Annotated in this window: 14 protein-coding genes; 3 read left to right on the forward strand and 11 right to left on the reverse strand. The window is 31.8% G+C overall.

What is annotated here, in order from left to right; genetic code table 11:
• The first annotated feature begins 47 nt into the window (after window positions 1–47).
• Together RMN92_RS09060 and RMN92_RS09065 are read left to right on the forward strand one after the other, a co-directional pair.
• Window positions 48–1,220, forward strand: a complete 1,173-nt coding sequence (locus RMN92_RS09060) for a proline dehydrogenase family protein (RefSeq protein ID WP_309609142.1) — start codon at window positions 48–50, stop codon at window positions 1,218–1,220.
• A complete protein-coding gene (locus RMN92_RS09065) occupies window positions 1,221–2,126 on the forward strand; it encodes a ribonuclease Z (protein WP_309609143.1) in 906 nt (301 codons plus the stop codon).
• Window positions 2,127–2,143: 17 nt separating this feature from the next.
• On the opposite strand, the gene RMN92_RS09070 is transcribed toward RMN92_RS09065, so the two are convergent.
• From RMN92_RS09070 to RMN92_RS09120, 11 genes are all read right to left on the reverse strand, one after another.
• Window positions 2,144–2,356, reverse strand: a complete 213-nt coding sequence (locus RMN92_RS09070) for a transposase (RefSeq protein ID WP_309609144.1) — start codon at window positions 2,354–2,356, stop codon at window positions 2,144–2,146.
• A 135-nt stretch (window positions 2,357–2,491) separates the two neighbouring features.
• Window positions 2,492–2,623: a hypothetical protein gene (locus tag RMN92_RS09075; protein WP_309609145.1), complete on the reverse strand. Its 132-nt coding sequence runs from the start codon at window positions 2,621–2,623 to the stop codon at window positions 2,492–2,494.
• Window positions 2,624–2,670: 47 nt separating this feature from the next.
• On the reverse strand, window positions 2,671–5,079 hold the full coding sequence (locus RMN92_RS09080) for a TonB-dependent receptor domain-containing protein (protein ID WP_309609146.1): 2,409 nt from the start codon (window positions 5,077–5,079) through the stop codon (window positions 2,671–2,673).
• Between the two features lie 60 nt (window positions 5,080–5,139).
• Window positions 5,140–5,565 (reverse strand): PepSY-like domain-containing protein, encoded by a 426-nt coding sequence (locus RMN92_RS09085; protein ID WP_309609147.1) that lies wholly within the window; start codon window positions 5,563–5,565, stop codon window positions 5,140–5,142.
• A gap of 60 nt (window positions 5,566–5,625) precedes the next feature.
• On the reverse strand, window positions 5,626–6,033 hold the full coding sequence (locus tag RMN92_RS09090) for a hypothetical protein (protein WP_309609148.1): 408 nt from the start codon (window positions 6,031–6,033) through the stop codon (window positions 5,626–5,628).
• A gap of 56 nt (window positions 6,034–6,089) precedes the next feature.
• The gene (locus tag RMN92_RS09095; protein ID WP_309609149.1) at window positions 6,090–8,624 is read right to left on the reverse strand and encodes a multicopper oxidase domain-containing protein; all 2,535 of its coding nucleotides are present in this window, start codon (window positions 8,622–8,624) and stop codon (window positions 6,090–6,092) included.
• A 125-nt stretch (window positions 8,625–8,749) separates the two neighbouring features.
• Window positions 8,750–9,193, reverse strand: coding sequence for a DUF6799 domain-containing protein (locus RMN92_RS09100; protein ID WP_309609150.1), 444 nt, complete (start codon window positions 9,191–9,193; stop codon window positions 8,750–8,752).
• Window positions 9,194–9,266: 73 nt separating this feature from the next.
• On the reverse strand, window positions 9,267–11,774 hold the full coding sequence (locus tag RMN92_RS09105; protein ID WP_309609151.1) for a heavy metal translocating P-type ATPase: 2,508 nt from the start codon (window positions 11,772–11,774) through the stop codon (window positions 9,267–9,269).
• A gap of 74 nt (window positions 11,775–11,848) precedes the next feature.
• Window positions 11,849–12,154 carry a heavy metal-binding domain-containing protein gene (locus RMN92_RS09110; protein WP_309609152.1) on the reverse strand — a complete coding sequence of 102 codons (306 nt, stop codon included), beginning with the start codon at window positions 12,152–12,154 and terminating at the stop codon, window positions 11,849–11,851.
• A 93-nt stretch (window positions 12,155–12,247) separates the two neighbouring features.
• Entirely contained in the window at window positions 12,248–13,093 is an 846-nt protein-coding gene (locus RMN92_RS09115) for a DUF3347 domain-containing protein (RefSeq protein WP_309609153.1), read from the reverse strand.
• Between the two features lie 89 nt (window positions 13,094–13,182).
• On the reverse strand, window positions 13,183–13,551 hold the full coding sequence (locus RMN92_RS09120) for a hypothetical protein (RefSeq protein WP_309609154.1): 369 nt from the start codon (window positions 13,549–13,551) through the stop codon (window positions 13,183–13,185).
• Window positions 13,552–13,717: 166 nt separating this feature from the next.
• Between RMN92_RS09120 and RMN92_RS09125 the strand changes: the two genes are divergently transcribed.
• Window positions 13,718–14,578 (forward strand): HD domain-containing protein (locus RMN92_RS09125; protein ID WP_309609155.1); only part of this gene is annotated, 861 nt, incomplete at its 3' end.

Here is a 14,578-nt window from a genome sequence, read left to right on the forward strand (position 1 = left end):
AAAAATCTACAGCAGTATAATTATATTTGCATAACATTAATTATTTTATGACTAAGATTTTCGATAATACTCAAAATGCCTTTGCTTTAAAAAGTGATACCGAACTTGACAGAGCTTATTTTTTATTTAAAATGATATCTATTGAGCCACTGGTTCGCATTGGAACTGCTGTAACCAATTTTGCGCTTAATATTAATTTGCCTGTTGAAGGTTTGATTCGAGCTACTGTTTTTGATCATTTTTGTGGCGGAGTTAGTGAAACCGATTGTATGCAAGTGGTTGATAAAATGTATGTAAAAGGCGTTTCATCCGTTCTAGATTATTCTGTTGAAGGAAAAGAAGATGAATCTTGTTTTGATGATGCCTTGCAAATGGCTTTGAAAATTATTGATTTTGCAAAAGAAAAAAATTCCATTCCATTTGTAGTTTTTAAACCTACAGGTTTTGGGCGATTTGAATTGTATGAAAAATTGGGCGAAGGTCAAACCTTAAATGAAGTAGAACAAGCAGAATGGAAAAGGGTAGAAAATCGTTTTGAAACGGTCTGTAAAAAAGCTTTCGAAAATGATATTTCATTATTGGTTGATGGTGAAGAAAGCTGGATGCAAGACGCAGCAGACGAACTGGTAGAAAGAATGATGCAAAAATACAATACCAAAAAAGCAATCGTTTTTAATACTTTACAAATGTACCGTTGGGACAGATTGGATTATTTAAAAAAGTTGCATGAAAAAGCAAAATCAAACGGATTTTTTATTGGTATAAAATTGGTTCGCGGCGCATACATGGAAAAAGAAATTGCTCGTGCTACAGAAAAAGGATATCAATCACCAATATGCGAATCAAAAGAGGCAACGGATGTTAATTTTGATGCTGCCATAGATTATATGATTCAAAATATTGATTGTATGTCAATATTTGCAGGAACTCACAATGAATTGAGTTCGTACACCTTAATGGAAAAAATGAAATTGAATAATCTATCAAATAATGATGATAGAATTTGGTTTGGGCAATTGTATGGCATGAGCGACAATATAAGTTACAATTTGGCCATCGAAAAATACAACGTAGCAAAATATTTGCCTTTTGGACCTGTTAAGGATGTGATGCCCTATTTAATTCGTCGTGCCGAAGAAAATACATCAGTTGCAGGACAAACCAGTCGTGAACTTCTTCTTATAAAAACAGAACGAAACCGCAGAAAAGGGAAAAATTAAATGAATTTAACCATATTAGGTTGCTATGCAGCCACACCAAGAACTTTTACCAATCCTACATCACAAGTTTTAGAAATTCGAAATCACTTATTTTTAATTGATTGCGGAGAAGGAACTCAGGTTCAATTGCGTAAAAATAAAATCAAATTTTCAGCTATAAATCACATTTTTATATCACACCTACATGGAGATCATTTTTATGGTTTGATAGGATTGATATCGACATTTAATTTATTAAATAGAAAAAATGATTTGGTTGTTTATGGTCCAAAAGGTGTTGAGGAAATTATAAAATTGCAATTCAAATTGTCTAACTCATGGCCTCAATATGATTTAAAGTTTGTTGAATTAACATCAAACGAATCTGAAACTATTTTTGAAGATAATAAAGTTATTGTAAAAACTATTCCGTTAAAACACCGGATTTATACAAATGGATTTTTGTTTCAAGAAAAAACCAAGGAACGAAAACTCAACGTCTCAGCTGTTCAAAATTATAAAATTGATACCTGTTACTTTCAGAATATCAAAAACGGAAAAGATATTGTTTTAGACAATGGAACAACAATTCCAAATTCAGCATTGACTTTTGATCCAGAGAAACCCAAGAGTTATGCATTCTGTTCAGATACAATATATAATGAAGATATAATTCCGATTATAAAAGATGTCGATTTTTTGTATCATGAAACCACGTTTCTAGAATCAGAATCAGAATTAGCCAAAAAAACCATGCATAGTACTGCCAAAGGAGCGGCAAATATCGCAAAATTGGCAAATTGCAATCAATTGATATTAGGACATTATTCAACCAGATACGAATCGATAGAATTGTTTAAACAAGAAGCAAAAACTATATTTGAAAATGTTTTGCTTGCTGACGATGGAAAAGTATTTGAATTTTAATGTTATTTATTGGCTTGTTAATCATTAAAATAACGATCTTCTTTCCATTTTTTTGGATTATTGATAATATAATTTTTGATGGTATGATACATTTTCTTATCCCGAATTATAATATCATGAAAACGCGAATGCCAATTTGAAACACCTGAAATATTATTCAATTCATTAATTTTTCTTGACGAAAACGATTTGAACGATTTTATAAATTCAAATAATCCATGAATTTTCATTTCTGGATTCAATGTCGGATTTATGATTGTATTTATTGAATTATTCGCGATTTCATTTTTTTAAATTCTGAATAGCTACATTTTCAGGTAGAATATTTGTATGCTTTATGTTGCTCTGCTTAGTAAAAATAAATTCTAATAATTCAAATTCACACCAAGCCCTAATCCCATATCGCTATCATAATGTGTAGTTACTCCAAAATTTCGTTTAATAATATACCGAAATCCTATCATATATTCTTTATCAGTGTTCCACATTATATTCATTTGCAGATGTTTGAAAATTTCTATATATATTACAAATTAAAATTCGCTCAAAACTTATAACTATATCCAAATCGTACAACTTGTGTTTCGTTATAATCGCTACTTGTATAATTGAAATTTTTGCCTTGAATGTCTTTTCTAACAATCATTGAGTTTAAAATATTGGTTGCATTAACGAAAATTTCGCCTTTGCTTTTTTGGATTGCTTTTTTTATTCCAAAATCTAATGAGAAACGAGAAGCAATTTTTCCTTGCGGAATAATATCGGGTGCTAAATAAATTGCTGTAAGTTGTGCATCAAACATTTTCGGGATTTTGAATGTATTGTTCCATTTTGCATTTCCAGAAACTATTTTGCTTTCATCAATAAATAAAGAATTTACAATGGGGTATTTGTTTGAAACCGTAAAGCCATCTATTTTGTTTTGATAGGTATTTAGGTTAAAATTCATAGAATACCATTTTGTAATGTCTTGTGTTAAAACAATTTCTAAACCTGTATTGAAACTTTTATCTGCATTTTGAAATACAGCATAAATTAAATTACTGTTGGGAATTGTACTCGAAATTCGTGTAATTGTACCGTTGGCAAATCGATGGTATAATGCCGAATAGAAACTACCACTTTCCCAAGTTTTTTTGTAACCTAATTCTAATGAATTGGTGAATTGTGGTCGCAATGCAGGATTTCCGACTTTAATAATTTCGGCATCGTCATATTTAGGAAATATTCTGATATCGACTTCATTTGGTCTGTCAACTCTGCGATTAAAAAATAATGAAATCTTGTTTGCATCATTTATTTTGTATGCCAAACGCACATTTGGGAATGGTTGTGTATAATTGTAGCCATCGCTCTTGTAAGTTGGATGATTTGGATTTACATCATATTGTAAACCTACATATTCTACTCGCAAACCAATTTCGGCTTCAATTTTTTTGTTTTCAAAAACATAATTTCCGTAAACTGCTGGAATTAATTCTTTGTAAGTTGCTTCTCCGCCAGCGCTGGCATCTAATGGCGAATTTTGCCCAGGAAAAAACTGCATATTTGTTGGAATAATACGGTTTCTGAATTTGATACCTGTTTCAATTTTACCGTATTTTAATGGTTTTACATAATCGAAATTCAAATCTAAAACTTGTTCGTCAGATAATAATTTAAATGAATCTTTTCCTGAAGATGTTGGTAAAATATTATCGAAAAAATATTTTTCGTCCTCGCGATGAAAAGTATAATTTAAACCAATATTGTACAAATGTCCTGCTTCTTGAAACTTGTGTTGAAACAATGCCGTTGCCATAACGGTTGTTTTTAACTCATCTTCAAGAAATTGCCACAGTCGTTTTCTTTGGGATAAATCTTGATTAAAAAAAGGTTGGTCGCCATTGTCGATAATTTTTTCGGTACCAAATAATCCAGAAATAGTAAGCAAATCGTTATCGTTTATACTCCAATCTATTCCTGCTTTTGTAGTTACAAAATGTGTGTTTCGGTTTCGTTTTACTTGTTGGTTTATTATTTCACCGTTATTATAGGTTCGAGTTGTAAACTCGTTTTTATTGAGCGTTTCGGTGTATAAATAATCGCCTTGAAAAAAAGCATTTATTTTATTTTTCTTAAAGTTTAAAGAAATTGACGGATTTACTTTTGGTGTTAATTGGTATTGTTTTCTGATGGTTGGCAGGTTTTCTTTACGAACCCACAAAGCACCAAAACCATTAGTATAACCAACTTTTCCGTTGAAACCTTCTTTTTTATTTTTTTTATAAATGATATTGATAATTCCAGCATTGCCATTGGCGTCATATTTTGCCGATGGATTGTTGATTATTTCAATTTTTTCTATTGCCGATGCAGGAATATTGTCTAAACCAGATTGGTTGCCAAAACCCGTTAAGCCTGTTTGTTTGCCATCAATCAAAACGGTAATTTTATCGTTGCCACGCAATTGTACTTTGCCATCTTGAACGGTAATGCCGGGTAAATTTTGCATTGTTTGTAAAACCGAACCGCCCGATTGTGCAACATTATCTGCAACCGAAAATGTTTTTTTGTCCATTTTGTTACTAATATTATTTTGCTTCGATGTTACGGTAACTTCTTCTAAAGTATTGGTGTTTTCCGAAATTTCGATAGTCGCCACATCAATAAAATCTGATAAATTACCAATAAACAAAGGTTGTGTTTTGGTTTTATAGCCCATCATCGAAACTTCGATTGTGTAGTTACCTGATTTTATATTTGGTATAGAAAATCGTCCGTCGTCTTTTGTAATTGTTCCCGTTACAAAAGTGTTGTTACTTTCTGTTTTTAAAACTACGTTTACAAATGGTAAAGCGGTTTTGTTATTTTCGTCTTTTATAATTCCCGAAACCGTTACGTTTTTTGTTTGTGCAAAAATATTGGTAACTGAAAAGAGGAAAAATGTTATTATTGTTATTTTAGTTTTCATTTTAATAATTTTAAATAATAAACCCCAAAACGCCGCAGGCGTTTTAGGGTTCTTTTTTATTTATTTTTTGTGGATAGTTCCGTCGGCATTATAGAAGTATTCAACTTCTTTTAATCCTTTCTTAACTTCAATTTCATAAAGTGTTTCGCCTCTAGCATTTTCGATAACCGCAACTGCTTTTACTTTTGCTCCTTTATGAGCCGTGTTGAATGCATCTTGCACTTTTGTTGGAATTTTGGCAAAAGATGTTAAACTTTCGGTTTCTAACCATTCGCCTGAAATACTATAATTTGCAGAACGTTTGGCACCGTTTAAAATAAAATCGGCTTCAAATTCGGTCGCATTTTCTTTTTCCCATTTCACTTTTGTGGCTTTTGGAAATTTTGCATTAAATGCTGTTTCAACTGCTTTTGGTGTTTTGGTTTGTGCAAAACTGGTTGCATAACTACATATAATAGTTAGTGCAACAAAAAATAATTTTTTCATTTTTGTATACTTAAATTTTTAAATAATTAGTTTTTCCTTAAAAAAGGATTTACGAAAAATTTAAGTAACAATTGGTGGTCGAAAAATGGAAGCCATTATATTGAATGAATATAATGGCTTTTTATAGTTTGAGATTTTAATTTGATTGGAAGCAACAAATTGCGTGTTGTTTTTGAACTCAATTGTTTTTATTTCTTGAAACATTTGGCAAACGGTATGATGTACTGTGAAATCTACAGTTTTATGTGGTTTTTGTTCGTCTCCGTTGTCGTGATTGTCAAAAAGACCATCAATATTTACTAAATGGTCTGTTAGAAAATCCAGCACGTTCATATCTTTATCTTCTGTCGCTTTGCAATGTTCGTACATTTTAGGCAAATTAGATAAAGTAGAAAAATCACTCATTGGCAAACAAATAGTGCCAAATGTGTAATAAATTAGAAGAAATATGTGTGCAATTTTTTTCATTAATTCTTAAACAACAAATATAGTTTTTAATTGTTTTACCTGATGTTTATTAAAAGTTAATAATTCAAATTCACACCAAATCCAATTCCCATATCGCTGTCATAATGTGTGGTTACGCCAAAATTTCTTTTAATAATGTATCGAAATCCTGCCATATATTCTTTATCGGTATTCCACATTAAGTTCATTCGCAAGCGTTTGGAAACTGGAATATCCATTCGTTCAAATTGTAATCTAAAATTTCCATCGGTAAAAACTTCGGCTTGCGCTTTGATTAACATTGGCATTGTGTATTCTAAACCTGCGCTAAAAACTGCTCGATTGTCTTTGGTATTGGACTGATTGAATAGATTTTTTTCCATATCTCCGTCCATTTTTCGGTAACGCCAATCAAAACCTATAAAAGGCATCAACCATTGCATTTTTCCGAGATATCTACCAATGTGTGTTTCAGTTTCGTAACCGTGATGGTCAGTATATCCAAATCTCCACTCTGTTCCAATGCTCCAACGTGTACTTCCAAACATTATCATTCCGTCATTTCCGTTGGTGGCAAAATCATTTTCACCCATAAAATGAAATTTTCGGTCTTCACCAAATAATTTTCGTTGTGCCAATTTTGGATTTGGAATTAATGGATTTACAGCTTGATTTTCATAGGTAAAAACGCGTCCCATTCCAGCCATCATATGATATAAAATGTGACAATGAAAAAACCAATCGCCTTCTGCATTGGCATTAAATTCGATTACATCTGTTTCCATTGGCATAATATCGATAATATTTTTTAGTGGCGAATAATCGCCTTGACCATTCAAAACTCTAAAATCGTGACCGTGTAAATGCATTGGATGACGCATCATCGAGCCATTATACAGAGTAATTCTAACATTTTCTCCTTTTTTAATTAAAATTTTATCGGTTTCTGAAACTACTTTGTTGTCTAAACTCCAAACGTAACGATTCATATTTCCAGACAATTCAAATCGTAATTCCTTTACTGGTGCATCTTTTGGAAGATTGGTTTTGAAAGGGGATTTTAACATTGCATAATTTAAAGTTGTAATGTCTGAAAGTTCGTTGCTGTTGTATTGTTCTTCTCCCATTTTCATATCATTCATATTGTGTTTAGAATGATCTATTTTTTCCTCACCTTTTTTTTCTATTTTCTCTTTTTTCTCCACTTCTCCTGTAATCTCAGGATACATCACCACATTCATATCCATTTGATTGTAGGACATTTGCATTCCCATATCGTCTAAATCGCCATTCATTTTCATCATTCCGTTCATCATTTTCATTCCTTCAAAATATTTTAATTTTGGAAGTGGATCAGTCAATTGCTTAATTCCTTCTCCTATATATAATGATGCCGATTTGGTTCTGTCTTCCGAAGTTACCAAAAATTCATACGAAGTATTATTTTCTGGAATTTCTACAATTACATCATACGTTTCAGAAACGGCAATGAGCAATCTATCTACTTCAACTGGTTCAACATCGTTTCCATCATTGGCTACGACTGTAATTTTTCCGCCTGCATAAGTCAACCAAAAATAACTTGATGCGCCGCCATTTGATATTCGCAAACGTACCTTATCGCCACTTTTAAATTGCGATAATTGACTTTCGTTTTTACCATTTATTAGAAATTTTTCATAATAAATATCGCTCACATCCATTGCATTCATTCGTTTCCATTCGTTGGCAATTTTGGTTTTAAAATGTCCAGCTCGAATGGCTTCGGCATAACTTTGAGTTGTGCCTTTTTTGATAGCAAACCAATCGGTGGCATTGTGTAACATTCTGTGAATATTGTTTGGATTTATATCACTCCATTCGCTTAAAATTACAGGAATCGTTGGTAAATCGTCAATGCCTTCGCGGAACTTTTCGTCTTCTGGTTTTTTATTTAAAATCATAGAACCATACATTCCTATTTGCTCTTGCAAACCCGAATGGCTGTGATACCAATGCGTTCCATTTTGAATTATTGGAAAAGAATATTTGTGCGTTGTACCTGGCTCAATGGGCATTTGTGTTAAATATGGTACACCATCTTCTTTGTTTGGCAACATTAATCCGTGCCAATGCAATGAAGTACTTTCTTTCAATTCGTTGTGGACGTAAATTTCTGCAATATCGCCTTCGGTAAAAGTTAGAGTTGGCATCGGAATTTGTCCGTTTACTGCGATAGCGCGTTTTGGTTTGTTGCCAATAGTTACAATGGTGTCTCGAACATATAAATCATAACGCACTGTTTTTGAAATAGTTTTGGGTTTTATTTTAGTTTCAGTAACTGATTTTTTTATGGGCAAATCTGTAGTTTCTTTTTTAGTTTGAGGAACCTCTTTCTTGGTGTCAGAAATTACTTTTTTGGTTGTAATTGGTTTTTTTACAACAGCTTTTTTTGGAGTTTTTGATTTTTCTTTGACTAAAGTCATTCCGCAAATGGGACAATTTCCAGGTTTGCTTTCGTGAATTTGTGGATGCATTACGCAAGTATAAAACGTTTGTAGTTTTGGTTTAACTTGTGCAGTTGCAAAGTTTAGTATGCAAATAAATGCTAAAATTGATAACTTGAAGTTCATAGCTGTAACTTTTTAAAAGGAAATTATCATCAATAAATTTAAAATGAATTTCTATAAATTGACAATAATTTCTAAATAATAATTAATAAGGACAAATTTTTCGAATTAAATTCAAAGAAGTGTTATTAGGTTTTTTTAACCAAATCCATCCCACATTTAGAACATTTACCAGGTTTATCGCTAGCAACTTCTGGATGCATAGGACAATTATAATTCATAACTGCCATTTTTTTTGTTTTTTTAGTTTCCATTTTTTTCATTTTATCGTTGCACATTTTTCCGCTCATTTCCATACAATCTCCATTTTTCATTTGCATTTTTGAACCATCTTTCATTTTACATTCTCCGTTAGTCATACAGGTTGTACCGTTTTTCATCACCATATCTTTTTCCATTGGCATGGTTTTGCCGTCTTTCATCACCATCATTTTACCATCTTTCATCATACAACAATCCTCCATCATTGTAGATTTTTTTGCTGTTTGTGCATTTGCGCTTAACGAAATTACCATTAAAAGCAGTGTTAGAAATGAAAGCGTTTTTTTTGAAATCAATTTTAAATTTTTCATAATAAAAGTATTTATTTATCGTCAGTTCCGCTGTTGCTCGGTCTTCAGTCTCGCTGTTGCCCAATTTATATTTCTAAAGCTTCAGATTTCTTAATCGCAACGCATTTATAATTACAGAAACCGAGCTAAAACTCATTGCCAAAGCTGCAATCATTGGCGAAAGCAGAATTCCGAAAAACGGAAATAAAACACCAGCAGCAATTGGAATTCCCAAAACGTTATAGAAAAAAGCAAAAAATAAATTTTGTTTTATATTTTTCATCACAGCGTGACTTAAATTTTTAGCTTTTACAATGCCTTGTAAATCGCCTTTTACTAGAGTGATTTTTGCGCTTTCAATGGCAACATCTGTTCCTGTTCCCATTGCGATTCCAATGTCGGCTTGCGCTAAAGCTGGTGCGTCATTTATTCCATCGCCAGCCATGGCAACAATTTTGCCTTGTGCTTGTAATTTTTTTATTTCGTTGAGTTTGTCTTCTGGTAAACAACCCGCTTTAAAAGATGCTAAATTGAGTTCGTCAGCGACTGCTTTGGCTGTATTTTCATTATCGCCAGTTAGCATAATTACTTCAACACCTTGACGCATCAACTCTTTTATAGCTTCTTTGCTAGATGTTTTTATTGCATCTGAAATTGATACAAAACCAACAGCAACGCCATCAATTGAAATATAAGAAACTGTTTTACCCAATTTTTGTTCGGCACTAATTTTGTTTTCTAAATCATCTGAAACAGTTGCTTTTACTTGTTCCATTAGTTTTTTATTGCCTAATGCTACTTTTTTATTGGTTACTGTTCCAATAACACCTTTTCCTGCAACTGCTTCAAAATCTTTGACTTCTATTAATGAAATGGTTTTTGTTTTAGCAAAATTTACGACAGCTTGCGCCAATGGATGTTCACTATATTGATTTAAGGAAGCGATGTTTTGCAACAAATTATCTTCTTCATTATTGATCGAATATATTTTTTCTACTGATGGTTTTCCTTCAGTAATTGTTCCTGTTTTATCGGTAATTAAAACATTTACTTTATTCATATTTTCCAGAGCTTCGGCATTTTTTATCAAAACACCCAATTGCGCACCTTTTCCAACGCCAACCATTACCGACATTGGTGTTGCCAAACCCAAAGCACAAGGACAAGCAATAATTAAAACGGCAATTGCGTTTATAAATCCGTAAACTAATGCTGGTTCTGGACCAAATTTTGCCCAAACAAAAAAGGTTATTACCGAAATAATAACTACAATTGGAACAAAATATTTGGCAATACTATCGGCCAATTTTTGAATTGGTGCTTTTGATCTGCTGGCATCATTTACCATTTTCACAATTTGCGAAAGCAAGGTTTCTGATCCTACTTTTTCGGCAATCATTACAAACGATTTGTTGCCATTTATAGTTCCAGCAATAACATTATCATCTTTCTTTTTATCAACAGGAATTGGTTCGCCTGTAATCATAGCTTCGTCAATGCTGCTTTCGCCATCAACAATTTTTCCATCAACCGGAATTTTATCTCCAGGTTTTACGCGCAATAAATCTCCTTTTTTAATATCGTGAATAGAGATTGTTTTATCATTTCCATCAACAACCAAAGTCGCTTCTGTTGGCGCTAATTTCAGTAATTCTTTAATTGCGCCACTGGTTTGACTGTGTGCTTTGGCTTCCAACAATTGTCCTAATAAAACCAAGGTTAGAATTACGGTTGTGGCTTCAAAATATAGTGCGACAGTTCCATTATGACTTTTAAATTCAGCAGGGAAAATTTCAGGAAAAAACATCCCAACTAAACTGAAAATAAATGCAACTCCAGTTCCAATTCCGATAAGGGTAAACATATTTAAATTCCAAGTAATTATGGATTTGAAAGCACGTACAAAAAACATCCAACAAGCATAAAAAACTACTGGAAGTGTGAGAATTAATTGAACAAAATTCCATTTTGAAGCGTCCATTATTTTAAGTAATGGATTATTTGGAATCATCTCAGTCATGGCGATGGCAAAAACTGGAACAGTAAATACAACTGCCACTTTCATTTTTTTAACCAAATCTTTATAGGTTTTTTGATCTTCAGAATCGCTTGGATTCATTGGCACCAAATCCATTCCACATATTGGACACGAACCAGAATGTTCTTTTATAATTTCTGGATGCATTGGACAAGTGTACAATGTTTTTGAATTTTCTATATCGTGTACTTTTTCTAAATTCATTCCGCAAACTGGACAATCGCCAGCTTTGTCATAATTTTTATCGCCTTCACAATGCATTGGACAATGGTATTTGGAAGCGGAATTATTATTTGAAGAAACGGTTTTATTATCTTTATCTAAGATTTTTTTATCAGAATTTTTAGATTTTTCTTCGTTAAAATCTGAAATGGAATAGTTTCCAACAGATGAAAGTACTTCTTGAAATTTAGAAATTGGAATGTGTTTTTCCATTGAAATAGTTGCTGAATTCGTCTCTAAAGTAACATCAGCTTTAATTCCATCAATTCCATTTAATGCTTTTTCAACCTTAGACTTGCAACCATTACAACTCATTCCTGAAATTGTATATTTATGTATCATTAGTTTTTTTAATTAAAACCAACTTCACAATACTTATTGCAAAGCTGGCTTGTTTGTTTAATGAAATTAAAAATTTATTCAGCTGCATTTTCTGCAACTGGTTCAGTTAATTTCATTCCACATTTAGAACATTTGTCGTTCAATTTTCCTTGAACCTCAGGATGCATTGGGCAAGCATACATTTTTTCTGCCATCATTTTTTTAGAAGAACCATCGTTCATCATTGTTGAATCATTTTCCATTTTTGTCCCGTCATTAGTCATCATTGTTGAATCGTTTTCCATCATTTCTGATTCGGTTGTTGTTACTTCTTTGGTTTTTTGGTTGCAAGAAACCAATGTAAAAATGCCAATTGTTGCCATTAAAAATACTTTTTTCATCTTTTAAATTTTAATTATTATTTAACTAAATATAATGTTGTCTAAACAATAGTCTGTTACATTATTTAACTCTTAAATTACATGTTTACAAGCCTATTTTTTAATAGTTTCGACAGTTTTTCCACAAGAAAGCATCATCGAACCATAATATGGATTTTTAATTGCATTGTCTTTGCTCAACCAATTGGCGCCTTTTCCACCATTTGCCATAGGACAAAACTGATAATAAGTTGGCTTTACTGTTTTAGAAACTTTTATTAAATCGTAAATGTTTTTTGAAAGTATATCAAAATAATCTCTTTGGTGTTTGGGATCTTTAGTGTCTGCAATGTGTTGCGTGTCTTCTTTTATATTATTTAAAACTTTCATCCAAACGATGTGCTCGTCAGGTTTTAAGTTTTCCATTTTTATTAAATTTATAGAAGAAAGTAGGGTAGTTGCGATTTCTGATGCTGTATTTCCATCTGACTTAACCAATGCATCTTTTATACCAAAATAGTTTTCATAAACAATTTCTAACTGATTCATATTTTGTGTTAGGTCTACTTTATTGTTGCCTGAAATCTCCATTTTTATTGTTTGATTGGTTTCAGTTTTAGAAACTCTAGAATATTGACAACAATTTGGAAGATTTTTATATGCAGTGTCCGGAGCTAGAAATTTTTCATTATCATAACCAACAGCTGCAATTCGTTTAAGAATTTCATCGGCATTGGTTTTTTTGGAATCATAATTCAATGTTGCCATTCCTGTAATACTATTCCAGTCTACTTTAGATAGTTTTTTGACATTTCCAGCCTTTTCTATTTTTTCTTTGCACATTTCGCAGTTTCCAAATACTTTTACTTGTTCTACTTTTTGGTTTTTTATTTGAGCATTGGAAGTCGTGATTGATAACAATAGATTTATTGCTACCAATATTCTAAATATTGATTTCATTTTATGAATTTTAAATTATTGAGATAATAAGATTTTGAAAGTGAAACAACTCTCAATTAGCCACAATTATGGCTGTCAAAAAATGTAATTTAGCCTATTTTTGGGATGAGCCAAAGTGAAAAGAAACCATTTGAAGTTCTGGTTTGATTGTAATAAAATTTTTGTCTTTCTATTGAAAAATCGAAAATATTTGAAATAAATTTTACATCATTATTTTGTATAAAACTAAAAATTGGAACAGATGTTGTACAATTTGAATGTCCACATTTCCCACTGCATCCTTTATGTTTCTTATTGGATTGCTTAGTATTGCAACAGTCTTTCTTTTCAGTTTTTGAACTGTTTTCTTTATGGCAATTTGCTTTTTCAACTTTCATAGCGCAAGCATAACCTACATTGGAAATTAGCAAAAATCCAAGAGTTAAAAAAAATGTTGCGAAATGAATATTGATTTTCATACAAAACAAAATTACAATATTTAATGGAAATTGATGACGTTTTAACATTTCTAGTTGATATTAATGAAAAATACAATAAAATTAATAGTTTGCAAAAGTAAAATTTTACCTTTTTCAACCCATATAATTTATTTTTATGTGTTTATATTTGTATAAATTAAATGAAGTGAACGACACCAACAAACTCAAAATATTCAATGATCCGATTTATGGATTTATTACCATACCAAATGCCTTAATTTACGATTTAATTCAGCATCCTTATTTTCAACGTTTGCGAAGAATTTCCCAAATGGGACTGTCATCATTGGTGTATCCAGGTGCCAATCATACACGATTTCATCATGCATTGGGCTGTTTGCATATCATGCAAAAAGCTATACAGGTGTTGCGATTCAAGAATACAGAAATTTCTACAGATGAAGAAAATGCGCTCTACATCGCTATTTTATTACACGATATTGGCCACGGTCCATTTTCACACGCTATGGAGCATAGCATAGTTGAGGATGTTCACCATGAAGAAATATCGCTTTTGTTTATGCACAAACTTAATGTCGAATTTAATGGACAGTTAACATTAGCCATTCAAATTTTTAAAGAAGAATACCACCGGAAATTTATGTTGCAATTGGTTTCAAGTCAATTGGATATGGACAGAATGGATTATTTGAAGCGCGATAGTTTTTATTCTGGAGTAGAAGAAGGAAAGATAAATTCTGATAGACTCATTCAAATGATGAATGTGGTTGATGATGTTTTAGTCATTGAAGAAAAAGGAATTTTTTCTGTAGAAAAATTTCTAATGGCAAGAAGGTTAATGTATTGGCAAGTGTATTTGCATAAAACAAGTCTGGTTGCGGAACTTACCTTAACAAATACACTTAAAAGAGCTAAAGAATTGTTTCAAAAAGGAATTTCTGTAAATTGCAGTGATAATTTACAATTCTTCATCCAAAATAAAATAAATTTAATAGATTTTACAGATATTATTTTGGATAAGTTCGCTCAACTGGATGATACAGAC

Origin of the sequence: Flavobacterium sp., assembly GCF_031363805.1 — a bacterium.
GTDB lineage: Bacteria > Bacteroidota > Bacteroidia > Flavobacteriales > Flavobacteriaceae > Flavobacterium.